21 protein-coding genes are annotated in these 26,020 nt (G+C 63.6%); 15 read left to right on the forward strand and 6 right to left on the reverse strand.

Annotated features, from left to right (window positions below; all coding sequences use genetic code 11):
- Nucleotides 1-79: 79 nt before the first annotated feature.
- The 5 genes from QRN52_RS15720 to QRN52_RS15740 are packed head-to-tail and all read left to right on the forward strand — an operon-like array spanning nt 80 to nt 6,198.
- Nucleotides 80-1,396: an ABC transporter substrate-binding protein gene (locus tag QRN52_RS15720; RefSeq protein ID WP_284754102.1), complete on the forward strand. Its 1,317-nt coding sequence runs from the start codon at nt 80-82 to the stop codon at nt 1,394-1,396.
- Nucleotides 1,397-1,410: 14 nt separating this feature from the next.
- Nucleotides 1,411-2,415 (forward strand): carbohydrate ABC transporter permease, encoded by a 1,005-nt coding sequence (locus QRN52_RS15725; RefSeq protein ID WP_284754104.1) that lies wholly within the window; start codon nt 1,411-1,413, stop codon nt 2,413-2,415.
- Nucleotides 2,412-3,323, forward strand: a complete 912-nt coding sequence (locus QRN52_RS15730; RefSeq protein WP_284754105.1) for a carbohydrate ABC transporter permease — start codon at nt 2,412-2,414, stop codon at nt 3,321-3,323. Before QRN52_RS15725 ends, QRN52_RS15730 begins: the two co-directional genes overlap by 4 nt.
- A 5-nt stretch (nt 3,324-3,328) precedes the next feature.
- Nucleotides 3,329-5,389 carry a beta-galactosidase gene (locus QRN52_RS15735; RefSeq protein WP_284754106.1) on the forward strand — a complete coding sequence of 687 codons (2,061 nt, stop codon included), beginning with the start codon at nt 3,329-3,331 and terminating at the stop codon, nt 5,387-5,389.
- Between the two features lie 29 nt (nt 5,390-5,418).
- Nucleotides 5,419-6,198: a DeoR/GlpR family DNA-binding transcription regulator gene (locus tag QRN52_RS15740; RefSeq protein WP_284754107.1), complete on the forward strand. Its 780-nt coding sequence runs from the start codon at nt 5,419-5,421 to the stop codon at nt 6,196-6,198.
- A gap of 145 nt (nt 6,199-6,343) precedes the next feature.
- Here QRN52_RS15740 and QRN52_RS15745 read toward each other — a convergent pair whose 3' ends face one another.
- Together QRN52_RS15745 and QRN52_RS15750 are read right to left on the reverse strand one after the other, a co-directional pair.
- Nucleotides 6,344-7,363, reverse strand: a complete 1,020-nt coding sequence (locus QRN52_RS15745; protein ID WP_284754109.1) for a LacI family DNA-binding transcriptional regulator — start codon at nt 7,361-7,363, stop codon at nt 6,344-6,346.
- Between the two features lie 14 nt (nt 7,364-7,377).
- Nucleotides 7,378-8,580 carry a Gfo/Idh/MocA family protein gene (locus QRN52_RS15750; RefSeq protein ID WP_284754111.1) on the reverse strand — a complete coding sequence of 401 codons (1,203 nt, stop codon included), beginning with the start codon at nt 8,578-8,580 and terminating at the stop codon, nt 7,378-7,380.
- Nucleotides 8,581-8,807: 227 nt separating this feature from the next.
- Between QRN52_RS15750 and QRN52_RS15755 the strand changes: the two genes are divergently transcribed.
- From QRN52_RS15755 to aroQ, 5 genes are all read left to right on the forward strand, one after another.
- Nucleotides 8,808-9,749: a carbohydrate ABC transporter permease gene (locus tag QRN52_RS15755; protein ID WP_284754113.1), complete on the forward strand. Its 942-nt coding sequence runs from the start codon at nt 8,808-8,810 to the stop codon at nt 9,747-9,749.
- A 12-nt stretch (nt 9,750-9,761) separates the two neighbouring features.
- Nucleotides 9,762-10,721, forward strand: coding sequence for a carbohydrate ABC transporter permease (locus QRN52_RS15760; RefSeq protein WP_284754115.1), 960 nt, complete (start codon nt 9,762-9,764; stop codon nt 10,719-10,721).
- 57 nt (nt 10,722-10,778) lie between these two features.
- Entirely contained in the window at nt 10,779-12,131 is a 1,353-nt protein-coding gene (locus QRN52_RS15765) for an ABC transporter substrate-binding protein (protein ID WP_284754116.1), read from the forward strand.
- Between the two features lie 117 nt (nt 12,132-12,248).
- Complete coding sequence (locus tag QRN52_RS15770) at nt 12,249-14,438, forward strand: alpha-galactosidase (protein ID WP_284754117.1); 2,190 nt, start codon at nt 12,249-12,251, stop codon at nt 14,436-14,438.
- Nucleotides 14,439-14,554: 116 nt separating this feature from the next.
- Nucleotides 14,555-15,019 (forward strand): type II 3-dehydroquinate dehydratase, encoded by a 465-nt coding sequence (gene aroQ, locus QRN52_RS15775; RefSeq protein ID WP_059389485.1) that lies wholly within the window; start codon nt 14,555-14,557, stop codon nt 15,017-15,019.
- 19 nt (nt 15,020-15,038) lie between these two features.
- Here the strand turns inward: aroQ and QRN52_RS15780 are convergent, their stop codons facing one another.
- On the reverse strand, nt 15,039-16,223 hold the full coding sequence (locus QRN52_RS15780; protein ID WP_284754118.1) for a MarP family serine protease: 1,185 nt from the start codon (nt 16,221-16,223) through the stop codon (nt 15,039-15,041).
- 247 nt (nt 16,224-16,470) lie between these two features.
- Between QRN52_RS15780 and QRN52_RS15785 the strand changes: the two genes are divergently transcribed.
- Nucleotides 16,471-17,148: a Crp/Fnr family transcriptional regulator gene (locus tag QRN52_RS15785; protein WP_011775987.1), complete on the forward strand. Its 678-nt coding sequence runs from the start codon at nt 16,471-16,473 to the stop codon at nt 17,146-17,148.
- A gap of 92 nt (nt 17,149-17,240) precedes the next feature.
- Here QRN52_RS15785 and QRN52_RS15790 read toward each other — a convergent pair whose 3' ends face one another.
- Genes QRN52_RS15790 through sp36 form a run of 3 tightly spaced genes read right to left on the reverse strand, consistent with a single transcriptional unit; the run spans nt 17,241 to nt 18,864 of the window.
- Nucleotides 17,241-18,152: an NUDIX hydrolase gene (locus QRN52_RS15790; protein ID WP_284754141.1), complete on the reverse strand. Its 912-nt coding sequence runs from the start codon at nt 18,150-18,152 to the stop codon at nt 17,241-17,243.
- Nucleotides 18,153-18,169: 17 nt separating this feature from the next.
- Nucleotides 18,170-18,706 (reverse strand): RidA family protein, encoded by a 537-nt coding sequence (locus QRN52_RS15795; protein WP_284754142.1) that lies wholly within the window; start codon nt 18,704-18,706, stop codon nt 18,170-18,172.
- Nucleotides 18,707-18,708: 2 nt separating this feature from the next.
- Entirely contained in the window at nt 18,709-18,864 is a 156-nt protein-coding gene (sp36, locus tag QRN52_RS15800) for a Sp36 family protein (protein ID WP_009359196.1), read from the reverse strand.
- On the opposite strand from sp36, the gene QRN52_RS15805 reads away from it, so the two are divergent.
- The 4 genes from QRN52_RS15805 to QRN52_RS15820 all read left to right on the forward strand — a co-directional run bounded on the left by QRN52_RS15805 (nt 18,863) and on the right by QRN52_RS15820 (nt 26,019).
- Nucleotides 18,863-21,172: a transglycosylase domain-containing protein gene (locus tag QRN52_RS15805; protein WP_284754150.1), complete on the forward strand. Its 2,310-nt coding sequence runs from the start codon at nt 18,863-18,865 to the stop codon at nt 21,170-21,172. The genes sp36 and QRN52_RS15805 overlap by 2 nt on opposite strands.
- On the forward strand, nt 21,165-22,127 hold the full coding sequence (locus tag QRN52_RS15810) for a metallophosphoesterase (protein WP_284754151.1): 963 nt from the start codon (nt 21,165-21,167) through the stop codon (nt 22,125-22,127). The genes QRN52_RS15805 and QRN52_RS15810 overlap by 8 nt, the downstream gene beginning before the upstream one ends.
- A gap of 248 nt (nt 22,128-22,375) precedes the next feature.
- Nucleotides 22,376-24,205: an ABC transporter ATP-binding protein gene (locus QRN52_RS15815; protein ID WP_284754152.1), complete on the forward strand. Its 1,830-nt coding sequence runs from the start codon at nt 22,376-22,378 to the stop codon at nt 24,203-24,205.
- The gene (locus QRN52_RS15820; protein ID WP_284754153.1) at nt 24,202-26,019 is read left to right on the forward strand and encodes an ABC transporter ATP-binding protein; all 1,818 of its coding nucleotides are present in this window, start codon (nt 24,202-24,204) and stop codon (nt 26,017-26,019) included. Before QRN52_RS15815 ends, QRN52_RS15820 begins: the two co-directional genes overlap by 4 nt.
- Nucleotide 26,020: the final 1 nt, after the last annotated feature.

Raw genomic sequence — 26,020 nt, forward strand, 5'->3', positions numbered from 1 at the left:
TTCATGTTCTCTTTTGAGCGGTTATAGTCGAGTTCTACGTGAGAAAACTCACAAGCACCACGCTTTCAAGGGAGAGAACATGGCAGCGAATCTTGACCCGTTCCAGTCGGCCCACAATGCTGGCCCTGGACGCCGCACCATCCTGAAAACGCTCGGAATCAGTGCCGCGGGGCTCGCCGGCATTCCGCTGCTGGCTGCTTGCACGGGTGGCTCCGGGCCGGCTCCGGGAGCCTCATCGAGCAGCCTGACCTTCGGCTCCGGTTCCTCGGACGACGTTCCCAAGGCCGCCTACAAAGCCGTCACCGATGCCTTCACCAAGAAGTCCGGCATCACCGTGGCCACCAACGTCGTCCCGCACAACGACTTCCAGAACAAGATCAACTCCTACCTCCAGGGCAGCCCCGACGATGCCTTCACGTGGTTCGCCGGCTACCGCATGCAGTACTACGCGGGCAAGGGCCTGCTGGCTCCCGTGGATGACGTGTGGGCAACCATCGGCAGCAACTTCTCCGACGCCATGAAGAAGGCCTCCACCGGGCCGGACGGCAAGATGTACCTCGTCCCCAACTACAACTACCCCTGGGGCTTCTTCTACCGGAAGAGCTTCTGGGCCGAAAAGGGCTACGCAGTGCCCAAGACGTTCGACGAACTGAAGACCCTGGCGGCCAAGATGAAAACCGACGGCATCATCCCCATCGGCTTCGCGGACAAGGACGGCTGGCCGGCCATGGGCACCTTCGACTACATCAACATGCGCCTCAATGGCTACCAGTTCCACATCGACCTGACCGCCCACAAGGAAAGCTGGGACCAGAAGAAGGTCAGCGACGTCTTCGACACCTGGAAGGCCCTCCTGCCGTTCCAGGACCCCAATGCCCTCGGCCAGACGTGGCAGGACGCGGCCAAGGCCCTCGAAGCCAAGAAGACCGGCATGTACCTGTTGGGTTCCTTCGTGACCCAGCAATTCACGGATCCCGCGGTGCTGGCGGACATCGATTTCTTCCCGTTCCCGGAAATCGCCGTGGAAGGCACCGACGCCGTCGAGGCCCCCATCGACGGGTTGCTCCTGTCCAAGAAGGGCGGCGACAACAAGGCGGCGCACGACTTCCTGGCATTCATGGGATCCGCCGAAGGCCAGAACGCCTATTCAGCCGTGGACACCTCGAACATCGCCACCGTCAAGGGCGCCGACACGTCAAAGTTCACCCCGCTGAACAAGAAGTGCGCGGACACCATCGCCAACGCCAAGTACATCAGCCAGTTCCTGGACCGGGACGCTCTCCCCGCCATGGCCAACAACGTGATGATCCCCGCGCTGCAGTCCTTCATCAAGGACGGCACCGTGGACGTCAAGAACCTTGAAGCGCAGGCCAAGACCCTTTACGCAGCCCAGTAGCTGAAGGAATCCCCATGAGTACTACCGCCGAGAAACCGGCAGCACCGGACAGCGAACCCGGTGCTGCCGGGCGAACCACGGCCGGCAAGAGCCAGCCCGGCACGGACAGGCGGACCGGCAAAGCAGGCAGGGTCCGCCGCCTTACGCGCCGTGACAAGATCGTCCTCGCGGTCATGGTGGGCGTGCCGACCCTGATCCAGCTCCTGCTGGTCTGGCTGCCCACGCTCTTCTCCATTGCCCTGAGCTTCACCCGCTGGAACGGCCTGGACCTGAAGGACATCAAGGCCGCAGGGACGGACAACTACCGCTACGTGGTCCAGGACTATCCCCCGTTCTGGCCCGCCATCCAACACAACGTTCTATGGCTCGTCTTCCTGGCCCTGATCGCGACACCCCTCGGCCTGCTTCTGGCCGTGCTCCTGGACCAGAAGATCCGCGGCAGCAAGATCTACCAGAGCATCTTCTTCACCCCGGTCATGTTGTCGCTGGCCCTCATCGGCATCATCTGGCAGCTCTTCTACAACCGGGACAGCGGGCTGCTGAACTACCTCCTGGGCACGGCGGGCACACCGCAAGCCGTGGACTGGTTCGGAAATTCGAACGTCAATATCTGGGCGGCCATGGTTGCGGCCACCTGGCGTCACGCGGGCTACGTCATGATCCTGTACTTGGCCGGGCTCAAGGGCGTGGACCCCTCGCTGCGGGAAGCGGCGTCGATCGACGGCGCCAACGCCGCCCAGACGTTCTTCCGCATTGTTTTCCCGGCAATGCGCCCCGTGAACATCGTGATCGTGGTGATCACCATCATCGAATCGCTACGTGCCTTCGACATCGTCTACGTCATCAACCGGGGGACCAACGGCCTTGAATTGATCAGCGCCCTGGTGATCCAGAACCTGGTCGGCGAAGGCCAGGTGATCGGCGTCGGCTCGTCCCTCGCGGTCATTCTCCTGGTCATCTCGTTGATCCCCATCGTTTTCTACCTCATCCGCACCTTCGGCAAGGAGAGCAAGGCATGAGCACCCTCGCCAACCCCATCCCAAGCACCGCCGGAGCTGCGGCCGTCACCGTGAACTCGGGCAAGCGCCACTACGGGACCCATATCTTCCTGACCGTCATGGCGATCATGTGGCTGATTCCGCTGGGTTGGTCCTTGTTCACTGCTTTGCGGCCCAAGGCGGACACGGACAAATACGGCTACTTCAGCCTTGGCGGCACCTTCAATTTCGACAACTTCATCACGGCCTGGACCCAAGGCGGATTCTCGAAGTACCTCCTGAACTCGGTAATCATCACCGTCCCGGCGGTGCTGCTGACCCTGTTCTTCGCCTCGATGATGGCATTCGCCGTCTCCAGGGTGAGCTGGAAATTCAACGTCACCCTCCTGATCATGTTCACCGCCGGGAACCTCCTGCCCCCGCAGGTCCTGGCGGCCCCGTTGTTCGAGATGTTCAAACACGTCACGCTGCCCTACTCCTTCAGCGATTCCGGCAACCTGCTCAACACCTACATCTCGGTGATCGCAGTGGACACGGCGTTCCAGATCGGGTTCTGCACGTTCGTGCTTTCCAACTACATGAAGGCCCTCTCCTCCGACCTGACGGAGGCCGCGCTCGTGGACGGCGCCGGGATCTGGCGGCAGTACTGGAACATCATCCTTCCACTGTGCCGGCCCGCCCTCGCCGCGCTCGGAACCCTGGAAGTCATCTTCATCTACAACGATTTCTTCTGGCCGCTGCTCTTCATCCAAAGCGGAAACCGGCTGCCCATCACGACGGCCATCAACAACCTGCAGGGCGAGTTCCTCAGCAACTACAACCTCCTGGCGGCCGGCGCCACCATCACTGTGATACCCACCCTGATCATCTACCTCGTGCTGCAGCGCCAATTCGTGGCCGGTCTCACGCTCGGTTCCAGCAAAGGATAAAACGCATGGCAATGGACTACATCGTCGACAAGTTGGGCGGCCGGATCGCGTTCGGCGGCGACTACAACCCCGAACAATGGCCCGAAGAGGTCTGGAAACACGACGTCGCCCTCATGAAGGAAGCCGGGGTGAACCTGGTCAGTGTCGGAATCTTCAGTTGGGCGCTGCTGGAGCCCGAAGAAGGCCGGTACGAATTCGGCTGGCTGGACAGGATCCTGGACCTGCTCCACAGCAACGGGATCAGCGTGGATCTTGCGAACGCGAGTGCCTCTCCGCCGCCGTGGTTCAGCCGGAAGTACCCCGATTCGCTCCCCGTGGATGCCGACGGCGTCCGGCAAAGTTACGGTTCCCGGCAAGCCTTCGCGGCATGCTCGCCCGACTATCGCCGGGCGGCAGCAGCCCTGACGACGGCGATAGTCGAGCGTTACGCGGGGCACCCCGCCGTCGTGATGTGGCATGTCCACAACGAGTACGGCTGCCACAACCAGCCGGACTTCGGCCCCCATGCTGAGCGTGGCTTCCAGGAATGGCTGCAGGCCAGGTACGGGAGCCTCGATGCGCTCAATGAGGCCTGGGGCACGGCTTTCTGGTCCCAGCATTACTACGACTGGGCCGAGATCCTCCCGCCGCGCCGCTCCGGAACGTGGGTGAACCCCACCCAGCAACTGGATTTCGCGAGGTTCTCCTCAGATGCCCTTCTCGAGTGCTTCAACGCGGAGGCAGAGATCATCAGGGCGCATTCGAAGCACCCCGTGACCACCAATTTCATGGGCTTCAACATGGGCCTGACCGCCCCTGTGGACTATTGGCGCTGGTCCGGACACATGGATGTCGTGTCCAATGACCACTACCTGATCGCCGCCGACGAACGGAACTTCCAGGACCTGGCCATGACGGCGGACCTCACCCGCGGCTGGGCACAGGGCAAACCATGGCTCCTGATGGAACACTCCACTTCGGCAGTCAACTGGCAGCCCCGCAATGTGGCCAAAGCCCCGGGCGAAATGCTGCGCAACTCCCTGCAGCACGTGGCCCGCGGAACCGACGGCGTGTTGTTCTTTCAATGGCGTGCCTCCCGCGCCGGGGCCGAAAAGTACCACTCCGGACTGGTCCCCCACGCCGGCCGCGACAGCAAGGTGTGGCGCGAAGTGGTGGAGCTGGGACGGGCGCTCGAAAGCATTTCGGAGGTGGCCGGCTCCACGGTCCAGGCCGAAGCCTGCATCATCCACGACACCGACGCCCGCTGGGGCACCGAACTGGACTCGCACCCCAGCGAGGACGCCCGGAACCTCCCGGAAACGCGGCGCTGGCACGATGCCCTCTACCGGGCAGGCGTCACCACGGACATCCAGCAAAGCACCGATGACCTCTCCGGCTACAAACTGGTGATCGCGCCCATGCTGTACCTAGTCACGGATGAGTCCGCCGCGAAGCTCCACGAGTATGTCGAAGCCGGCGGAACCCTCGTGATCACGTATTTCTCCGGGATCGTTGACCAGAACGACCACATCCGGATGGACCCGGTCAACGGCGGCGGTTATCCGGGCGCATTCTCCGAACTGCTGGGCGTGAGCATGGAGGAATTCTTCCCACTGCGCTCCGACGATACGGTGGGCTTGAGCCGCTTCGGCTCCGGGTCACTCTGGAGCGAGCTGGGGAAGGCAACCGGGGCGGAGGTTCTTGCCACGTTCGGCGCCGGCGCAGGCATGAGCGGCGCGGGCACCGGCGTCGACGGCTCGCCCGCGGTGACCCGCCGGGCGGGATCTGCCGGACGCGGTGCCGCCTACTACGTGGCCACCAGCCTGGGCCGCGGAGGGCTGGCCGAACTGGTCCAGCTACTCTGCTCCGACGCCGGGGTGGAACCGGTCCTGGGCGTTCAGCCCCCGGAGGACGTGGAAATCGTCCGCAGGAGCAACGGCACCAAGGACTGGACTTTCGTCATCAACCACAGTGCGCGGGACGCTGAGGTGACGCTCGACGGCGTCGAGCTCCTCAGCGGGACACCCACCGGAGGTACGCTGAACCTTACTGCCGGAGGCGTCGCCGTCGTCGCCACTCCCGCCTAACCACCCGCCGTCCCTCCAGAAAGGCTCCGATGCTTCAGGCAGCCCGCCACACCGCCATTGTCGACGCCGTCCAGCGCGAACGGGTTGTCCGTGTCTCGGATCTCGCGCAACTGCTGGGCGTCTCAGCCATGACTGTTCGGCGCGACATCGAGTCGCTTGAGGAGTCCGGGCTCGTCGAGCGTATCCATGGCGGGGCCAAGATACCCGGCGATGCCCGGACCCACGAGCCCGGCTTTGAGCTGAAATCGACCCAGCTGATCGAGGAAAAACACGCGATCGCCGTCGAGGCCGCCACCCTGGTCCACGAGGGCATGGCTGTGGGCCTGAGCGCCGGAACCACCACCTACGAGCTCGCCAAGGTACTCCTGGAAGGCCCGCGGATCACGGTGGTGACGAACTCCATCAGGATTGCGGATCTCTTCCACAATGCCTCGGGTTCGCGGGAGGGTTTCCCGGTCATCGTGACGGGTGGCGAGCGCACGCCGTCGGACGCTTTGGTGGGTCCCATCGCGACGGCCGCGCTGAAGCAACTGCACTTGGACACGCTGTTCCTGGGCGTCCACGGCATGGACGCGGACGCCGGGTTCACCACCCCGAACCTGCAGGAAGCCGAAACCAACCGGGCGTTCATCAGTGCGGCCCGCAACGTGGTGGTCTTGGCGGACCACAGCAAGTGGGGAACGGTGGGCATCGCCTCGATTGCCCAGTTGGAGGAAGCCGACGTGCTCGTGACGGACTCGCATCTCGGCGAGGATGCCCGGCGCATCCTCGCCGACGGCGTCGGGAAGCTCAGGATCGCAGCTCCCTAGCGCGTAGGAGACCCAACTGATCCCCACCGCCACCCTCGCCTCGCAAGCTCGGCCAGGGAACCCGGGCGGCGTGGGCCCACGCAGTTGTTGTCGTTATGAGCGCTCAAAACGACAACAACTGCGAGCTAGTTGGGGTGGGAAGGCGCTACGGGCACCCGCACGATTGGCGGATCCGCAATTGCGTGGGGAAGACCCTGTGCTGCGGGGGTTCGTTGCGATTCTCGCCCACCAGCGCGGACACGGCCGCCTCCGCCATCTCCCACACCGGCTGCTCCACGGTGGTCAGGGCCGGCCAGCTATACTCCGCCTCAACCGAGCCGTCAAAGGACGCCACGGCGATATCCTCCGGAACGGATAGACCTGCCTCGCGGATTGCCCGCAGAACCCCGATTGCCTGCATATCGGAGCTGGCGAAGATCGCCGTCGGGCGGTTGTCCGCGGCCAGGAGCTGTTGTCCGGCAGCGTAGCCCCCGGGTCGGTCGAACCCGCCGCGGGCGAGCGGCCCAACAGGGAGTCCGGCAGCTTCGAGCGCCCGCCGCCACCCCTCCTCACGCCCATCGGCCTCGTTGTCCGCTGTGATGCCCATGGCAAGTCCGATATTGGTGTGTCCGTGGCCGATCAAATGTTCCACGGCAAGGCGGGCTCCGGCTTCGAGGTCCACGCCAACGCTATTGAATCCAGGAGCGATCGAGGCATGGTTCAGCAGCACCGAGGGGATTTCCGCGCCGACAAGCTCCAGTAGATCGGGTTCGAACATGACGCTGGCCAGGACCACTCCATCAACCTGCCTGGCAGCGAGGTTGCGGATGTGGCGGCGTTCGGATTCCAGTTTGTTGTCGGAATTCGTCAACAGAAGGGCATATCCGCGCTCGGCGGCCGCCACTTCCACAGCGTGTCCCAGCAGCGCCCAGAACGGGTTGCTGGAGTCCGGAATCACCAGGCCGAGGGTTTGGTTGGACCCCATTTTGAGCGCTCGCGCGGCGGCATTCGGGCGGTACCCCAGGATCCGGATGGCGTCCTGGACCTTCGCTTCCGTCGCCGGCGCCACTTTCTTGGGGCCACCGTTCACCACATAGCTCACGACGGCGGTGCTCACCCCGGCGTACCGGGCCACGTCTTTGCGCGTCACCGGTCCGCGCGGGGTGTGCACTGCCGAACTAGTCATGGTGATCATGCTAACTACAAAGCCTCGGGCGCATCTCCAAAGTCCGTGATGGGGAGGCGTTCGCCGCCGCGGAGCGCGGACTCGTGAGCCACGACGCCGGGGAGCGTGAAGCGGGCGGCCACCCACGCGTTGACCGGCGGAAGGCTTCCTTTGTTCACGGCTGTGACGAAGTCGTCCACGAGGAACTGGTGGCTGCCTTCGTGCCCGGTCGGAGCTCCCTCGAATTCAACGGGGAGCCGGCCGGCGTCGTGCACCGGAGCGAGGCCGGAGATGAAGGCACCGCGGAGTTCGGGGGCGACGTCCGCCAAGGAGGGGTCATCCGCCGACATGCTCGGCTTGGTCTCCACCTGCTCGGAGACGTCCAGGACTCCCTCCTTGTCCTGCCACAGCGTGGTGGTGGCCAACTGCTCGAAGCTTGCCTCCGTGCCGAAGAAACGGAAGCGCGATTCGCGGATGTGCGAGGGGTAGCCCACGCGGCGCATCTCGTTGGTGCGCATCACGCCGCCGTCGTTCATTTCGAACAGCGCAGTGGCGTTGGAGAAGTCATTGTCGAACATGCTGACTTCCTTGTCGAAGACGCCGTCGCCGCGATCGTCCTTGACGCCGATGCAGCTGACGCTCACGGCGTGGCCCGGTATGGCGCCCAGCACGCCTCCGATGGCGTGCGTCGGGTACAGCATGGGCGGGTAGCTGGCGGTTGCTTTCCAGTTTTCGCCGCCGCTGTACTGGTAGGCCTCGTAGAAGCCCAGGTCCATGTCGTGGACGTAGTCGCCTTCGGTGTAGAAGATGCGGCCGAACTTGCCGGCGGCGTGCTGCTTGCGCGCATAGACGGTTGCGGGGTTGTAGAAGCTGGTCTCCCCCATGGCGTAGACAAGTTTGGTCTCACGCACGGCTTCGATGATTCCGGCGATCTGTTCCTCGGAAATTGCCATCGGAACAGCCGAATAGACGTGCTTTCCGGCGCGCAGCGCCTTGATCACCAAGGGCCCGTGCGTCCAGCGCTGCGTGAAGATGGCGACGGCGTCGACGTCGGACGCCAGCAACTCGTCGAAACTGCCCATGGTGCCGTCGAGCCCCAGCTGTTCAACAGCTTTGGACGCCCGTTCAGGGAGCTCGTCCACTGCGTAGACAGCGGAAACCCCGGGGTGGAGCTTGAAGAGGTGGGCGAATTGGCCGCCGAACTGGCCAAGGCCTACTACTCCCATTGAAAACGTCATTGTTAGCCCTTCGATTCGGGTGGATGGCTTCAGAATGCCCTCGCCCGCCCGGAGAGGCTCGACGAGTGACTCATGCCAGTGAATCACTGGGATCTACTCGAGTCAACAAAAAGCAATAAATCCAAAATAATCGAACAAAACTTCACAAAATTACTTGACCCCTTCGGATCTACTCGTGTAGATTCACATCAGTTGTAACCCACATCACAGTCAGGAAAGGGTCGAAGATGACCACCCTTGCCAAACAAGCGGAACCCGCCGCACCTCCCCAACCGGGCAAACCATCCAAGTTCGGCATCCGCCGGATCGGTGACTTGAAGATCGCATTGCTCTTCATCTTCCCGGCGATGATCGGCTTTGTTCTTTTCTTCCTCGTCCCCACCATCCGGGGCATCTACCTCAGCTTCACCGAGTACAGCATCCTCGGCGATCCCACCTGGATCGGCCTGAAGAACTACACGACGATCTTCAGCGACGACCTGTTCTGGAACGCCATGGCCGTCACCGTGCAGTACGTGGCACTGAACATCGGTTTCCAGACCGTGATCGCCATCGGGCTCGCGCTCCTCATGCACCGCGTGGCCAAATCCACCTTCATTCGCGGCGTCCTGCTGCTCCCGTTCCTGGTGGCCAATGTGATCGTTGCGCTGCTCTGGTTCTGGATGCTGGACTACCAGCTGGGCATCGTGAACGAAGTCATCAGCTGGCTAGGCCTGCCGCGCATCGCCTTCTTCGGCAGCGATCAATGGGCCATTCCCACCATCGCCTTCGTCAACGTATGGCGGCACATGGGTTACACGGCCCTGCTGATCTTCGCCGGCCTGCAGGCCATCCCCAATCACGTCTATGAGGTGGCCAACCTTGATGGGGCCTCCCCCACCCGGACGTTCTGGAGCATCACTATGCCGCTCCTTCGCCCGGTGCTGGTCCTGGTCCTCGTGGTCACGGTCATCGGTTCATTCCAGGTCTTCGACACCGTGGCCGTGACGACCGGAGGCGGACCCGTCAATGCCTCCCGGGTCATCCAGATGTACATCTACCAGAAGGCCTTCGGCGAGTCAGATTTCGGCTACGCCTCAGCGCTGTCCGTCATTCTCTTCATCATTCTCGCCCTCGTGGCCTTCATCCAGATGAAGTTCCTCAAGGGCAATGAGACGGACCTGGACTAAGGAAACCCCGCCATGAGTACCTCCACCAATTCCCGCCACTCGCGAGAGTCCGCCACTGCCGTCGTAGGCTCCCCGCGATCACGCCGCCCCCGCACGAAACCCGTGAACTGGCGCCGCGCAGGCGCTTGGGTCCTCGTGGTGATCGCCGTCGTGGTCACCATCGCTCCGTTCCTCTGGATGCTCCGGACGGCATTGTCCAGCAACCATTCGTTGGCCTCGAACGCCGGCAACCTTCTTCCGGCCGACTTTAGCTGGGGCGCGTTCCAACGAGTCTTCGGCTTGCAAAGTCCTGAGCAGGCCATCGCCGAAGGCGGGTCCGGGGCCGACATCAACTTCTGGCTCTACCTGCGCAACTCGATCATCTTCGCCACCCTGACTACCGCAGGCCAGGTGTTCTTCAGCGCGATGGCCGCCTACGCCTTTTCCAGGCTGCGCTGGCCGGGCCGGAACAAGGTCTTCGCGATCTTCCTGGCCACCATGATGGTCCCGCCGATCTTCACCGCCCTGCCCAACTTCCTGATGATCAAGAACCTGGGCCTGCTCAACACCTTCGCCGGACTGGCACTGCCCTTCATGTTCATGACGCCCTTTGCCATCTTCTTCCTGCGCCAGTTCTTCCTGAGCATGTCCCGCGAAGTGGAAGAGGCCGCCATGCTCGACGGCGCCAAGCACCTCCGCATCTTCTTCCAGATCGTGATCCCCAACGCCGCAGCACCCCTGGCCACCCTGGCCCTGCTGACCTTCATCGGTCAGTGGAACGAGTACTTCTGGCCGCTCCTGGTAGGCCAGGACGAGAATGTCCGCGTCCTCACCGTGGGCCTGGGCGTCTTCAAGTCCCAGTCCCCGCAAGGGGCACCGGACTGGAGCGGGCTAATGGCCGCAACCCTCGTGGCAGCGCTGCCCGTCCTGATCCTCTTCATCGCCTTCGGCAAGAAGGTGGTCAACTCCATCGGATTCTCCGGCATCAAGTAAGTCATCTTTCTCCCCAAGCGCCGCCCCGTTCTATCGCAACCCCCTGAAAGGTCCACCATGAAGAAATCCATTGGCACCGTCGCAGCTGCCGTCACCGTCGCTGTCGCGGCCGCGCTGTCACTCTCCGCCTGTGGCGGCTCCGCCCCCGCCTCCAGCGAAGCCAAGGGCGAGATCAACTACTGGCTGTGGGACGCCAACCAGCTCCCGGCTTACCAACAGTGCGCGAGTGACTTCACCAAGGCCAACCCGAATATCACCGTCAAAATCACCCAGCGCGGCTGGGACGACTACTGGACCACCCTGACCAACGGCTTCGTGTCTGGTACCGCCCCTGACGTCTTCACCGACCACCTGTCCAAGTACCCGGAGTTCGCTTCCAAGAAGCAGCTGCTGGCCCTCGACGACGCCGTAGCCAAGGACGGCGTCAAACTGGACAGCTACAACAAGGGCCTGGCCGATCTCTGGGTGGGCCAGGACGGCAAGCGCTACGGCCTCCCGAAGGACTGGGACACCATCAGCCTCTTCTACAACAAGGCCATGACCGACTCCGCCGGCATCACTGCCGAGCAGATGGCAAAGCTGGATTGGAACCCCAAGGACGGCGGCAGCTACGAAAAGACCATCGCCCACCTGACCGTAGACAAGAACGGCAAGCGCGGAGACGAAGCCGGCTTCGACAAGAACAACGTGGCCGTCTACGGACTGGGCTTGGAGTCCTCCGGCTCCGGTCAGGGCCAGACCCAGTGGAGCTTCCTCGCAGCCACCACCGGCTGGACCGCTACCGACAAGAACCCGTGGGGCACGAAGTTCAACTACGACGACCCCAAGTTCCAGGAAACCATCTCCTGGTGGGCCGGACTGGCCGACAAGGGCTACATGCCCAAACTCGAAACAACGGTAGGCGCCAGCGTTTCGGACAACTTCGGTGCAGGCAAGGCCGCCATCAACACCAGCGGCTCATGGATGATCGGCCAGTACACCGGATACAAGGGTATCCAGACTGCCATCGCCCCCACCCCGACGGGACCGGACGGCAAGCGCGCGTCCATGTTCAACGGCCTGGCCGACTCCATCTGGGCCGGAACCAAGAACCCCGCAGCAGCCACCAAGTGGGTCGAATACCTTGGTTCCTCAGCCTGCCAGGACGTCGTTGCCAACAAGGCCGTCGTGTTCCCGGCGATCAGCACGTCCTCGGACTTGGCCGCCAAGGCGTTCGCGGCCAAGGGTGTTGACGTCTCCGCCTTCACCCAGCAGGTCAAAGACGGCACCACGTTCCTCTTCCCCATCGCGGACAAGGCTGCCAAAGTTGACGGCATCATGAAGCCCGCAATGGACGCAGTACTAAGCGGCAAGAAGCCGGCCAGCTCGCTCTCCGATGCCAACAACCAGGTCAACAACCTCTTCAAGTAACACCAGCCCCGCCAAACCAGTCCGGGCGCCGCCGCTTCACTCCTTTGACGGCGGTGCCCGGACTCTCCACTCCCTCCCAACGCGACACACAACGACTCCCTGAAAGTGAACCAGCCCATGGACCCGCTCCACCTCCGTTCCGCCGGCACAAGCCTCGTGGTCAGTTTCGATAACGGAGAGGCCGAAGTCATCCACTGGGGTGCCGATCTCGGCAGCACCCTTCCGGACCTCGCGATCCTGGGCGAACCCATCCCACACTCGGCCGTCGATGCCAACGTACCGGCGGCCCTCCTCCCGCAAGGTTCGTCCGCATGGCGGGGCCGCCCGGGCCTGCGCGGCCAGCGAATCGCCGACGGCGTTCCGGGACTGGACTTTTCGACCCGGCTTCGTGTGGTGGAAGTGCAGGCTGACGGCAGCTCCGCCGTCGCCTCCGCAGCGATTGTCCAGAAGGATCCCGACGCCGGAATCACCGTGACGTCCACCCTCACCCTTCACCCCGGCGGCCTTCTCGAGCTGCGCCACACTGCCGTCAACGACGGCACGTCCCCCTTCCAGCTCGACGAACTGGCCACCGTTCTCCCGGTGGGGCCCGACGCCGTCGAACTCCTTGACCTCACCGGGCGCTGGTGCCGCGAACGGCACCCACAGCGCCGGTCCGTCCAACAAGGGACGTGGGTACGCACGGGACGCCACGGCCGCACGGGGCACGACTCCTCGTTGCTTTTCGCGGCGGGTACCCCTGGATTCGGCAACCGCCATGGGAAGGTCTGGGCCACCCACTTGGCGTGGAGCGGCAACCACGAACAATTCGCCGACACCGTGGCCGACGGCCGCACGATGATCGGCGGCTCCGAGCTCCTGGGGCCCGCCGAAGTGGTGCTCCAGCCCGGCGAGGGCTACACCACACCCGCGCTGTTTGCCGCCTACTCTGACCGCGGCCTGGACGGCATCAGCGAAGCCTTCTACAGCTGGTTCCGGTCCCGCCCGCACCATGTCCTTCCCGCGGCTTCCACGGGACTCCCCGCCGGCAAGCCCCGCCCCGTGGTCCTCAACACGTGGGAGGCCGTGTACTTCGACCACCGGCTCGACGCCCTGATCGAGCTCGCCGAGTCCGCTGCTGAGCTGGGCGTTGAGCGCTTCGTGCTCGACGACGGGTGGTTCCGCGGGCGCCGCGACGACCATGCCGGCCTGGGCGATTGGTACGTCGACGAAAGCCTCTGGCCCGACGGGCTGACGCCGCTCATCGAGGCCGTGAACTCCCACGGCATGGAATTCGGGCTCTGGGTGGAACCGGAAATGATCAACCTGGATTCCGATGTTGCCCGGGCGCACCCCGACTGGATCGTGGGCCCTGCGGCCATCTCACACAAGGACGGCGGCCGCCTCCCCCTTGAATGGCGCCACCAGCACATCATCGACCTCGTCAACCCGGCGGCCTGGCAGTACGTCTTCGAGCGGATCGACGCCCTGCTGGGGGAGAACGACATCAAGTACCTCAAATGGGACCAGAACCGGGACCTCACCGAACACGGCCATGCAGGCCGCGCATCCGTGCATGCTCAAACCCTGGCTGCCTACCGGCTCTTCGACGAGCTCCGAAAGGCCCACCCCGGCGTCGAAATCGAAAGCTGCTCCTCCGGCGGCGCCCGCGTGGACCTCGGCATCCTTGAGCGGACCGACCGGATCTGGGGATCGGACTGCAACGACGCCCTCGAGAGGCAGACCATCCAGCGCTGGACCGGCGTCGTGGTTCCGCCGGAACTGGTGGGCGGGCACATCGGCCCCACCACTTCGCACACCACGGCCCGCACGCACGATCTCTCCTTCCGCGCCATCACTGCGATGTTCGGGCATTTCGGCATGGAATGGGATGTCCGCCAAGTGCAGGGCGCCGAACGCGAGGAACTCAAGCGCTTCATCGGCCTCTACAAGGAGCACCGCGGGCTCATCCATAGCGGCCGGATGGTCCGTGCGGACGTGCCGGACGACTCGATCATGCTGCACGGTGTGGTGTCCGACGACGGCGACGCTGGCTTGTTCGCCGTCGTCAGCACCCGGACGTCGTTCGCAGAACAACCCGGCCGCGTCGCTATTCCGGGCCTCGACCCCGAGCGTTCCTACATTGTGCAGGCCATTTTCCCGGCCCCCGTCGACGCCGACTACGCCCGCACCTTCACCCAGGTGCAGCCGCCCGCATGGCTGCCATCCGGGGCTCAGGCGAGCGGTCGGTTCCTGGCAGAAGTCGGGCTCCCGATGCCAGTCCTGAACCCGGAACACGCGCTGCTGCTCCGCATCACGGCGCTGTAGCTGTTGTTTGGTGTTTCTTACGCTGTTTGGTGTTTCTTACGCTGTCCAGCGCCGCGGCGCAGCAGGGCAGCGTAAGAAACGCCGGACAGGCTCGGCGCACCGATAGATTGGGAGTCATGACTGAAGCTCCCACCGCCACCGAAGCCGGTCGCGGCACCATCCTCGTCCTCAACGGCCCCAACCTGAACCTGCTGGGCACGCGCGAGCCGGAAAAGTACGGCACCTCCACTTTGGCCGACGTCGAGCAGCTCGCCATGGCAGCCGCCGAGGCCAACGGCTTCACGGTAGATTGCGTGCAGTCCAACCATGAGGGCGACCTCCTGGACGCCATCCACGGCGCCCGCGGGACCGCCGTCGGGATCGTCATCAACGCGGGTGCTTACACGCACACGTCCGTGGCGCTGCGGGACGCCCTTGCAGCAGTGCAGCTTCCCGCCGTCGAGGTCCACATCACCAATGTGCACCAGCGCGAGGAATTCCGCCATCACTCCTACCTGTCCCCGGTGTGCTCCGCAGTGATCGTCGGCGCAGGAGTCCAGGGCTACAAGCTGGCCATCGACTACCTCGCCACCGCGGTCTAGATCCTCGGACGGGGCAGGGTTACTTCTTGGTGCACTGGCCCGACGACACTGCCGCGCTCAGGGACGGTGCCTGCTGGGCCACGGGCGAGAGCTCTTCCATGGTGAGGGCGTAGCCCACTGCCACATCCGAAGTGGTCTTGGCGAACACTACGCCGGCAACCTGTCCCTGGGTCGTCAGAAGCGGACCGCCCGAATTGCCAGGCTGCACGTCTCCTGCAAGCTTGTAAACCTGTTCCGGAGAAGGATTGTTGCCGTAAATGTCCGGGACCAGCAGGGTCGAGATGCCTTCCACCGCGGCTGGTTTGGACTGGAACGGACCGCCGTGGGGGTAGCCGGCGAAGGCCGCGGGTGAGCCGGGCGGAAGGTCGGCGCTCAACTGCAGCGGCGCCGTCGGGAGACCGTCGACGGCGACCACGGCCAGGTCGCGTTGGCTGTCGAAGTAGACCACACGCCCCGGCATAGCGCCGCCGTCGGGGATTTCCACTACAGGCTGCGACACGCCGGCCACTACGTGCGCGTTAGTGACCACCCGGCCAGGGGAGACCACAAAGCCGGAGCCCGTCTGGTTCTGGCCGCATTGGTAGGCAGTGCCGGCGATCTTCAGCACGGAATGGGCCGCATTGTTGAGGGCAGGAGTGTCCGTGCTGGTGTTCGGAATGGGCACAGGAGCCACGGGGCCGATGCCCTCGATGAGCTGGGGGATGCCGTTGCCCATGACCGTGGAACGCAGTTGCGCCACGCCGGCCTTGACGGGTGTGGGCGTCATGGTGTCGATAAAGCGAATCACCTTGGAATCGGCCAGTTGCTGCGAAACGAGCGGCACACCCAAGGAGCCGATGCTGAACGCCAACATGGACATGACCAGCGCGGCGACAACCAGGCTGACGAAACCGCCCAGCAGGCGGTCGAGTGCGTGCAGTGGCTGGATGCGCACGGCTTTGCGGACCTTCTGGCCGATCCAGGTGCCAAGCCCGTGCCCCAGAACAATGAGCACTACGGCCGAGCCGATAATGGCGGTCAGTCTCCAGCCGCTGTCCTTGACCCAGTCGCCGACGAGCGGGACCGCGACAAAGGCAGCCACTGCTCCTACGGCGAAGCCGGCGATTCCGCCGAGCGTCACGAAGAAGCCGTTGCGCAGTCCGTAGATCAGGTAGGAAAGAAGCGTCAAAATCAACGCCAGGTCCAAGATGGTCAAGCCGAACACCAAAGCTCCTCACAGCCGAGTAAGCCCCAATTGTAGTTGCACAGACTGACAGCTTCCCTTCGGAAGCAAGCTGTCATCCAGATCGCGAAGCCGCTGCCGAGCAGGGCATTCCCGGCGAGTTGGGGCGCGATTTTGTGCCGCTTCCGCGTGATTTAGGGCGTTTCGAGTGCCAAGTACGTCACAGACGCGACAAAATTCTGAAACAATGGCTGAAGCGCCCCAGCCGAACTTTTACTCAGGAGATTTCATGGATATCGAGGTATTGCGCCGCGCACCCCTCTTCGCCACCCTTGACGACGACGCTTTCCGTCTGCTGACGGACGAACTCACAGAGGTGGACCTTTCACGCGGAGCGTCTGTTTTCCGCGAAGGAGATCAGGGTGACCAGCTCTACTTCATCGTGTCCGGCAAGGTTAAGCTCGGCCGCACCTCTCCGGATGGCCGCGAATCCCTCTTGGCCATCCTCGGCCCAGGCGAGCTCTTCGGCGAAATGGCCCTGTTCGACCCCAGCCCGCGCACCGCAACGGCCACCGCTGTTTCCGAGACCCGCCTGGCAGGACTGAAGAACGAAAGCCTCAACGCCCTGCTGCGCACCCGTCCCGAAGTGTCCGCACAGTTGCTGCAGGCACTCGCCCGCCGCCTGCGCCGCACCAACGATTCCCTCTCCGACCTCGTGTTCTCGGACGTCCCGGGCCGCGTCGCCAAGGCCCTGCTGGACCTCGCGGACCGCTTCGGCCGGCCCGCGACCGACGGCGTCCTGGTGGCCCACGAACTCACGCAGGAAGAACTGGCCCAGCTGGTCGGAGCCTCCCGCGAGACGGTCAACAAGGCCCTCGCCGAGTTCGTCCAGCGCGGCTGGCTCCGCCTCGAAGCCCGCGCAGTAGTCATCCTGGACATGCAGCGCCTCCGCCAGCGCTCGCGCTAATTTCCTGCGAAACGGAAAATGCCTGGCGACCCCGGAATTCCGGAGTCGCCAGGCATTTTTCGTTTCGCCAGCGGATGCGCGTCGCCGCGTCGTCAGCGCTCCCGCTGCGGTTCGCCTGAAACCGTGCGGGCCGCTTCGACTTCGAGCATGAGTGCGCCATCCTCTTGGACAAGCCGCGGCTGGTACATGTGCGGTTTGCGTTTGTAGCTGAGGTACGCAATGCAACCCTGGGCAGCGGCCATCTTTTCGAGGATGATCTCCGAGCCCGGCACCAGCAGTTGGCCCAAAGCCAAGCCGGCTGTGTTTTCCTGGCCGATTTCGTCCCCAAGCGCAGTGGTCTCGCGCTCGGCCATGAGTTTGGAAACGCACACCCAGCGCCCCCAGACACCCTTGCTCACCAGCAGCGAGGGCTGCTGGTTAACAGGAAGGGTGGCCGCGAAGTAGCGGGTGTTGAAGCGCCGGTGCGCAAAGTCCGGACTGAGCCAGTTGACGAGCGGCTTGAGCAGGTCAGTCCGCAACGACAAGCCACGCTTGGCCAGGACATCCGTGAACGACTTGTCCTGCGCAGCTACGGCCTCGCGGGCCTTCATCCACTCGGGAGTGGACGTTGCCTCCACTGTGGAGGACAGGTCCGGGCCGGCCAGCAGCACGCCGGTTTCCTCGAACAGTTCGCGGATGGCGCCCACCACGTGGCGGCGCGCAAGTCCGACGTCGGCGGTCCCTAGCGCCTCAGCCCAATGCTGAGGCGAGGGGCCGAGCCAGCCGAGGGCGTCGTCGTCGCTGGGTTCAAGCGATCCGCCGGGAAACGCGACAACACCCAGCGGCGAGGAACCGGGACGGTAACCCATCCACGTTTCCAGGCCGGTAGGCGAGTCCCGGAGCAGTACAACAGATGATGCAAAACGCGCGGCGCGGGGGACCCGCTCGCCGAGCTCAAGCCAATTCCGTGCAGCCCCTTCTAGTTCAGGGGGTAACGCAAACAGGCGTCGGGCTAGTTGTGGCAATTGAGTGAACCGGTTCCTTAGCTGAATTCAGCGATCAACTCGACCTCAACGGGAGAGTCGAGCGGAAGGACCGCAACGCCGACGGCGGAACGCGCGTGCTGCCCTTTGTCGCCGAAGACACGCCCGAGAAGCTCGGATGCACCATTGATTACACCGGGCTGGCCGGTGAAGGAGGTATCGGAGGCCACGAAGCCGACCACCTTCACGATGCGCGTAATGCGGTCGAGGTCTCCGATGACGCTCTTGACGGCAGCCAAGGCATTGACCGCACAGACGGCTGCATACATCTGCGCGTCTTCCGGAGACACGGTGGGCTCATCCGAAAGGCCTTCTTCACCGCTGGAGACTTTGCCCGTAGCTTCGAGTTTGCCGTTAATAAAGGGCAGCTGTCCGGAGGTGTACACGTGGTTGCCGGAGACGATGGCCGGAACGTAGGCGGCAACCGGAGCGGCAACAGCCGGCAGGGTCAGTCCCAGTTCGGCAAGGCGCTGCTCGACGGCGGATGCCGGAGCTGTGGAATCCGCGCCAACGGTGGCTTCTGCGGGGGTTGTCATTGTTACTGCTTCTCCCTCTTCAAGTATGCAACAAGTCCGTTTCCATCGGGTCCGGGAACAACCTGGACAAGCTCCCAGCCGTCCTCTCCCCACTGGTCCAGGATCTGCTTTGTGGCGTGAATGATGAGCGGAATCGTCGCGTACTCCCATTTGGTCATGAAAGAAAGACTAGCCCTTGCCGGTAAAGTGGAGAACATGGTGACTCGTAGGAACCCTCTATTCGACACTGCCACCACTCTTGGAAAGATCCTCGGATTCCTTGGTGTGAGCGCTATTTGTGGTGTCCTGGTGGCGGGCTTGCTCGTCCCCGCGGCCGCCGTTTCAGGCAGTGCGGCGAGTGGGTCCATTCAGTTCTTCGACACGCTGCCGGCGGAGCTTCAGGTGAACCCGCCCAGCCAGGCGACCACCATCCTGGCGGCGGACGGTAGCCAGATAGCCTCGATCTACTCCGAGAACCGCACGCGGGTCACGCTCGACCAGATGAGTCCTTTCATCAAGGACGCGATCGTCTCGGTCGAAGACAGCCGCTTCTATGAGCACGGCGGCATCGACGCCACCGGCATCATGCGGGCGATCGTCAGCACGGCTCGCGGCCAAAAGCAGGGTGCTTCCACCATCACCCAGCAGTACGTGAACAACGTCATCAACGAGTCGCTCGTGTCCCAGGGCCAGTCGGCCGACGTCAAGCTCAATGGCGTCAACAAAGGCGTCGGCGACAAACTTCGGGAAATGAAGCTGGCCATCGCGCTGGAGAAGAAGTTCTCCAAGCAGCAGATCCTTGAGGGTTACCTCAACATCGTCTTCTTCAACAAGGACGCCTACGGCATCGAGGCCGCCTCAAGGCTCTTCTTCAGCACAAGCGCCAAGGACCTCACGTTGCCGCAGGCTGCCTTGCTGGCCGGCGTCGTCAACAGCCCGTCCTACTACGATCCGGTCACCAACCCGGACCACGCGAAGCAGCGTCGCGACCTGGTGCTCGGCCTCATGCTGGACCAGGGAAAGATCAAGAAGGCTGACTACGACGCCGCCATCGCGACGCCGGTCACCACCAAGGTCACGCAGCCTCGCCAAGGTTGCCCTTACTCCCCCACCGCTGCGTATTTCTGCGACTACGTGCTGCATTTGCTCTACAACAACCCGGCCTACGGCGCGACGCTCGACGACCGCGTGAACCGCGTCTCCCGGGGCGGCCTGACCATCCAAACCACTCTGGACCCCAAGGCACAAGCCGTGGCCCAAACCCAGGTTGACGCTTCCGCTGGCGCCAATCCGGACAAATGGGGCGCTTCCTTGGTGTCGGTCCAGCCTGGCAGCGGCAAGATCATCTCGATGGCACAAAACACCGTCTGGTTTCCCACCGCGGGGAAGTTCGATCAGACACAGAACTTCAACGTCGACAAACTCGACGCCAACGGCAATGACCTCAACGGCCTAGGCGGCTTCCAGCCCGGTTCCACCATGAAGCCCTTCACCTTTGCCGAATGGTTGAACGAGGGCAAGTCCATGAACACCGTGCTGGACGGTACCGTCCGGCGTTATTCGCCGAACTTCCCCTGGAAGAACACGTGCCCGACACCTGAAGACGGTTTCTACGACAGCACCGTGGCGGGCAGCTTCGACCTTCAGAACGCCGAAGGCGGTTACTACAAGCCCATGACGGTGGTCGATGGTTTGGCCAACTCCATCAACACCATGACCTTTGCCACGGCCGCACGGGTTGATCTGTGCGGCATCCAGAAGATCGTCGATGCTGTTGGCATCCACGGTGGCCTCCCCAATTCAACTACCGGCGACCCGAATCCCAAGATTCCCATGACCCGTTTGTCCAACCTGATTGGCGCCACGCAGACTTCGCCGCTCACCATGGCCAGTGCCTTCGCCACCTTTGCGAACAACGGCACATACTGCGAGCCGATCGCCATCACTTCGGTGACCGACCAGACGGGCGCCAAACTTCCGGCCCAATCCACGAGCTGCAGAAGTGCGGTCACCCCTGAGGTCGCTCACGGCGTTGCTTATGCGATGCAAGAGGTTCTGAACAAGGGTTCCGGCTCGCTGATCCAGCCGCGTATCTCTACAAAGACCACGTTCCCCATCGCGGCCAAGACCGGAACCAACGACGTCAACAGCTCAACGTGGGTTGCCGGTTACACCTCCGGCCTCGCGACAGCCACCTGGTTTGGCGATCCGCTGGGCAACCAGCAACGGCCAGGCCAAAATGTGACGATCAATGGAAAGTTCTACCAAGGCATTGACGGTTACATGATCGCCGGGCCGCAGTTCTCCAACTACATGACCCAGATTGCACCTGCCTACGGCACCAACCCGTTCCCGGCCCCGCCCTCGAACCTCCTCGACCCGCCGGGGTACAAGACTTCGACTCCGAGCAACAACGCTCCGAGCAACACGACTCCGAGTACCCAGCCGAGCAGCAACGGGAACGGCAATGGAAAAAAGAATGGCTAGCGGCTCCAAGCCCATCATTGAATCGCTGGCAAGCCGCGTCCGAAGGATCGGACGCGGCTTTGCCGTAGCTGCAGGAGCGGGCGCAACCGCTGGTGTTGCGGGCCTCGCTTATGGCCTCTGGGAGAAGAACCAGTTCGTACTCCGCGAGGAGACCCTTCCCATCCTCCCGGCAGGCTCGTCTCCCCTCCGGGTTCTGCACATAAGCGACATCCATTTCGTACCGAGCCAACGCAAGAAGGCCGAATGGCTGCGTTCGCTCGCGACGCTTGAACCCGACCTCGTAGTGAACACGGGTGACAACCTCAGCCACCCCCACGCCGTCGTGCCGCTGCTGGATGCACTGCGGCCGCTATTGAAGTTCCCGGGCGTCTTTGTTCCGGGCTCCAACGACTACTACGCCCCGCGGTTCAAGAACCCGGCCGCGTATTTCCTCGGCCCGTCACGCCTCAGTGACAATCCCCTCGAGCTTGACTGGCCACGCCTTCGTTCAGGTTTCGGGATGTCCGGCTGGATCGACCTCACCAACAGGCATCAGTCCCTGCCCATCAACGGGATCCGCTTCGATTTCTCCGGAGTGGACGATCCCCATCTGAATCGGGAGCGCTACGCCGGCTGGCCACGCGGTACCGCCGGACAGGACTCCCGCCCGCATCTGCGCGTTGCAGTGATCCACGCCCCCTACCAACGGGTCCTTGACCATTTCACGAACGACTCAGCAGACCTCATCCTCGCTGGCCACACCCACGGCGGCCAGATCTGCATCCCCGGCTACGGCGCCTTGGTTGCCAATTGCGATCTCCCCACGTGGCGCGCCAAGGGCCTAAATGATTGGGAAAACAACGGACGCACGACGCCGGTCAACGTCTCAGGCGGCATCGGCACCTCACGCTTCGCTCCGGTCCGGATCGCGTGCAAGCCCGAAGCCGTATTGCTGACACTGACAGCGCGCCAATAGCCAACACCACCACGGAGCATGCGCATCCCGCCGCACCAAGAATGGGCATAACAGCGTTATGTCCATCCTTGGCTACCAAAGCTGGGCATGTCCGGGGAGGGGTAGTTCCGAATACCTCGTATCACGCAACGCAATGGTGCTGGGAATCCCGTTACGCGATGGCATAGGGTAGTTGCTATAGGAAACTACCTCCGTGCGTCGCGCCGGGCAGGCGCGGAACGCCGGGACAAAGCTGTTGAGAAGCGGGCATGGCCAAACAGACTTCATTCTTCACCTCCGTCAAACGTCTCTATCCGCACGTCAAACCGATCCTTCCCCGGCTTTTCATGGGGCTGGTCAGCGCTTTGCTGGCCAGCATCATGGCGCTTGCCATCCCACAGGTGCTGCGGGTCCTGATCAACGGCTCCCTCCACCCTGGCGGCCCCACCAACGCTGTCTGGATTGCCGCCGCCGTGGTCCTGGCACTCGGTATCGCAGAAGCCGGGCTCGTGGCGCTTCGGCGCCAGTTCGTCATCAACCCCGCAACCACGGTGGAATCGAGGATGCGGGTGTCCCTCTATGGGCATCTGCAGGACCTCACCGTTTCCTTCCATGACCGTTGGGGTTCGGGGCAGCTCCTGTCCCGCGCGATGACGGACTTGAACTTCCTGAGGCGTTGGATGGCATTCGGCGCGATCATGCTGGTGGTGACCACCTTGACCGTGGTGATCGGCGTCGTGGTTATGTTCGCGATGAGCTGGCAGCTGGCTTTGATCTTCCTGGCCGCCGCGGTGCCCATCATGGTCTATTCCTTCCGTTTCCGCCGCCGCTTCAGCCTGGTGACCCGGCTCAGCCAGGACCAGGCCGGCGACCTCGCCACCACGGTTGAGGAGTCCGTTCACGGCATCCGCGTGCTCAAGGCGTTCGGCCGCAGCCGCGAAGCGCTGGAGAACTTCAATGAACAGGCAGAGGAGCTGAGGCAGACCGAGATCGCCAAGGCCAAGCACCAAGCCACCTTCACGCTTGTGGTGACACTGCTGCCCGAACTGGCGCTCGGCGTCGGGCTCGTGGCGGGCGTCCTGCTCGTCTCCGCCGGCCAACTCAGCATCGGTTCCCTCGTTGCGTTCTTCGGCACCGCAGCGGTTGTGGCGGCACCGGTGGAATTCTCGGGGACCCTCCTGGCCATGGCATTGACCGCCAAGACCGCCCTCGATCGCCATTTCGAGGTCATGGACACTCCCAACACCATCACCAGTCCGGCGAACCCCAGGACACCCAAGGAACTGCGCGGGGCCTTGAGCTTCAAGGCCGCCGGTTTCGGTTTCGACGACGGCGCCCGGCTCCTGAGCGACATCACCCTGGACATCAGGCCTGGCGAAACCATGGCCTTGGTCGGCATTACCGGCAGCGGAAAGAGCGCCTTGCTCCAGCTGGTCCCCCGGCTCTACGACGTGAGCGAAGGATCCGTGACTATCGACGGCGTGGACATTCGCGACTTCAGCGTCGAGCAGCTGAGGACGGTCGTGGCGGTCGCCTTCGAGGACACCACCCTGTTCTCCAGCTCGGTCCGGGACAACGTGCTGCTCGGCGCTCCCGACACGTCCGAGGAAGCCCTTGAGGAAGCGCTCGACGTCGCGCAGGCGCACTTCGCGTATTCGTTGCCCGACGGCGTCGGGACCCTCATCGGCGAGGAAGGCCTGAGTCTTTCCGGCGGCCAGCGGCAGAGGATCGCCCTGGCCCGGGCCATCGCCGCCAAGCCCAAGGTCCTCGTGCTGGATGATCCGCTATCGGCCCTGGACGTGAACACGGAGGAACTCGTCGAAGCCAGGCTCCGCGAAGTCCTCCGCGACACCACCACGCTCATCGTCGCGCACAGGCCCTCCACCGTGGCCCTGGCCGACCGCGTGGCGCTACTCGAAAACGGAAGCATCACCGCCGTCGGAACCCATACGGAACTGTTGGCCAACAACGCACACTACCGCTACGTGATCGCGAGCCTCGACGCCGGTCCGAAGGACCTCGACCTCGAACTCGATGAACTAGAGCACGAGCTGGATTCGGAACAGCACATGGACCAAGCCGGGGAGGGCCGCCGATGAGCACGTTCGGTACCGCCAATGAAGACAACGCCCACCTGAGCCGCAGCGACAGCAAAGCAGTACGACGGCGGTCGGTCGCCTTGCTGGGATCGCTCATCCGCCCGGTGCGGTTGCGGTTCTGGCTGACGCTCGGCATGGTGGTTCTTTCCCAAGCAACCCGGGTGGCGGGGCCGGCGATCATCGCTTTCGGCATCGACCACGCGCTTCCCTCGCTGCTCGCCGGGAACAACATGCCGGTGGTCCTGGCAGGCGTCCTGTATCTGACGGCGGCCGTCGCAACGGCGGTTTTGACGGCACTCTACGTCACATCCACGGCGAAGCTGAGCCAATCCATGCTCCTGGACCTGCGGCTCCGGGTCTTCCGGCACACCCAGCGGCTTAGTTTGGAGTTCCACGAGAAGTACACCTCGGGCCGGATCATCGCGCGCCAGACCTCGGACCTTGAGGCGCTGCGTGAACTCCTCGATTCGGGCGTCAGCTCGCTGGCATCCGGGATCCTGTTCATGCTCTTCACGGCATGTACCGTATTTGCGCTCGACTGGCGCAGCGGACTCCTCATGCTCGCCACGGGTGTGCCCGCCTACTTCCTTGCCCGCTGGTACCAGAAGCACTCGCAGATCGCCTTCCGCGAATCGCGGGTAGTATCGGCGAGGCTGATTGTGCACTTCGTGGAGACCATGACCGGCATCCGGGCCATCAAGGCCTTCCGCAAGGAGCCGGAGAACGCCCAGCGCTACGCCGAACTCTCCGAGGACTACCGCAAGGTCACGGTTCGCTCCATCAACCTCAACGGCGTCTTCCAACCGGGCTTGGTCCTGATCGGCAACGTGTGCGTGGCAGTGGTCCTGCTGTTCGGCGGCTTCCGGGTGCTCTCCGGCGACCTGGCGGTGGGTGTGCTCCTGGCACTGATCCTTTCCACAAAGCGCTTCTTCCAGCCAGTGGACCAGATGGCCATGTTCTACAACTCCTTCCAGAGCGCCCAGGCTGCGCTCGAGAAGGTCTCCGGCCTGCTCGAAGAAGTTCCGACCGTCCGGCCGCCCAAGAACCCCGTACCCTTGCCCCATGCCCGCGGCGAAATCGACTTCCGTGGCGTCGAGTTCGGCTACGGCAACGGCAAGGTGGTTGTCCCTAAGCTGGACCTTCACATTCCCGCAGGACAGACCATAGCGCTCGTCGGACAGACCGGCGCCGGCAAATCGACCTTCGCCAAGCTGATCGCCCGCTTCTACGACGTCACCGAAGGATCCTTGACCCTCGACGGCGTCGACCTCCGGGAGCTCTCGACGGCGGACCTGCGACGCGCCGTCGTGATGGTCACCCAGGAAGCCTTCCTCTTCAGCGGCTCGGTGGCGGACAACATCGCCTTGGGGCGGCCTGAGGCTACCCGCGCCGAGATTGAAGAAGCTGCCCGGGCAGTGGGGGCACACGACTTCATCTCCGCCTTGCCTGACGGCTACGATACCGACGTTAACAAGCGCGGCGGCCGGGTCTCCGCCGGGCAACGGCAATTGATCGGCTTTGCCCGGGCGTTCATTGCCGCCCCCGCGGTACTCATCCTGGACGAGGCGACGTCGTCCTTGGACATTCCTTCCGAACGGCTCGTGCAGGCCGGTCTCAGCAGCCTGCTGTCCGGAACGGACTCCGAGCGCACCGCGATCATCATCGCCCACCGGCTCTCTACGGTGGAGACCGCCGACCGGGTGTTGGTGGTGCACGAGGGACGCATCGTGGAAGATGGCACGCCTGCCGAGCTCATCGGCGGTGGAGGACGCTTCGCCCGCCTACACGGCGCTTGGAAGGACTCGCTGGTCTGAG

This window comes from Arthrobacter sp. efr-133-R2A-120, from assembly GCF_030209835.1.
Lineage (GTDB): Bacteria > Actinomycetota > Actinomycetes > Actinomycetales > Micrococcaceae > Arthrobacter.

What these genes read in the sequence shown, in the direction of transcription:
- QRN52_RS15720 (WP_284754102.1), top strand. Translation starts at nt 80, where the DNA reads ATGGCAGCGAATCTTGACCCGTTCCAGTCGGCCCACAATGCTGGCCCT.
- QRN52_RS15765 (WP_284754116.1), top strand. Translation starts at nt 10,779, where the DNA reads ATGAAGAAATCCATTGGCACCGTCGCAGCTGCCGTCACCGTCGCTGTC.
- QRN52_RS15745 (WP_284754109.1), bottom strand. Translation starts at nt 7,363, where the DNA reads ATGACTAGTTCGGCAGTGCACACCCCGCGCGGACCGGTGACGCGCAAA.
- QRN52_RS15740 (WP_284754107.1), top strand. Translation starts at nt 5,419, where the DNA reads ATGCTTCAGGCAGCCCGCCACACCGCCATTGTCGACGCCGTCCAGCGC.
- QRN52_RS15730 (WP_284754105.1), top strand. Translation starts at nt 2,412, where the DNA reads ATGAGCACCCTCGCCAACCCCATCCCAAGCACCGCCGGAGCTGCGGCC.
- sp36 (WP_009359196.1), bottom strand. Translation starts at nt 18,864, where the DNA reads ATGACCAAATGGGAGTACGCGACGATTCCGCTCATCATTCACGCCACA.
- QRN52_RS15785 (WP_011775987.1), top strand. Translation starts at nt 16,471, where the DNA reads ATGGATATCGAGGTATTGCGCCGCGCACCCCTCTTCGCCACCCTTGAC.
- QRN52_RS15760 (WP_284754115.1), top strand. Translation starts at nt 9,762, where the DNA reads ATGAGTACCTCCACCAATTCCCGCCACTCGCGAGAGTCCGCCACTGCC.
- QRN52_RS15770 (WP_284754117.1), top strand. Translation starts at nt 12,249, where the DNA reads ATGGACCCGCTCCACCTCCGTTCCGCCGGCACAAGCCTCGTGGTCAGT.
- QRN52_RS15755 (WP_284754113.1), top strand. Translation starts at nt 8,808, where the DNA reads ATGACCACCCTTGCCAAACAAGCGGAACCCGCCGCACCTCCCCAACCG.
- QRN52_RS15795 (WP_284754142.1), bottom strand. Translation starts at nt 18,706, where the DNA reads ATGACAACCCCCGCAGAAGCCACCGTTGGCGCGGATTCCACAGCTCCG.
- QRN52_RS15750 (WP_284754111.1), bottom strand. Translation starts at nt 8,580, where the DNA reads ATGACGTTTTCAATGGGAGTAGTAGGCCTTGGCCAGTTCGGCGGCCAA.
- QRN52_RS15820 (WP_284754153.1), top strand. Translation starts at nt 24,202, where the DNA reads ATGAGCACGTTCGGTACCGCCAATGAAGACAACGCCCACCTGAGCCGC.
- QRN52_RS15815 (WP_284754152.1), top strand. Translation starts at nt 22,376, where the DNA reads ATGGCCAAACAGACTTCATTCTTCACCTCCGTCAAACGTCTCTATCCG.
- QRN52_RS15735 (WP_284754106.1), top strand. Translation starts at nt 3,329, where the DNA reads ATGGCAATGGACTACATCGTCGACAAGTTGGGCGGCCGGATCGCGTTC.
- aroQ (WP_059389485.1), top strand. Translation starts at nt 14,555, where the DNA reads ATGACTGAAGCTCCCACCGCCACCGAAGCCGGTCGCGGCACCATCCTC.
- QRN52_RS15810 (WP_284754151.1), top strand. Translation starts at nt 21,165, where the DNA reads ATGGCTAGCGGCTCCAAGCCCATCATTGAATCGCTGGCAAGCCGCGTC.
- QRN52_RS15725 (WP_284754104.1), top strand. Translation starts at nt 1,411, where the DNA reads ATGAGTACTACCGCCGAGAAACCGGCAGCACCGGACAGCGAACCCGGT.
- QRN52_RS15805 (WP_284754150.1), top strand. Translation starts at nt 18,863, where the DNA reads ATGAAAGAAAGACTAGCCCTTGCCGGTAAAGTGGAGAACATGGTGACT.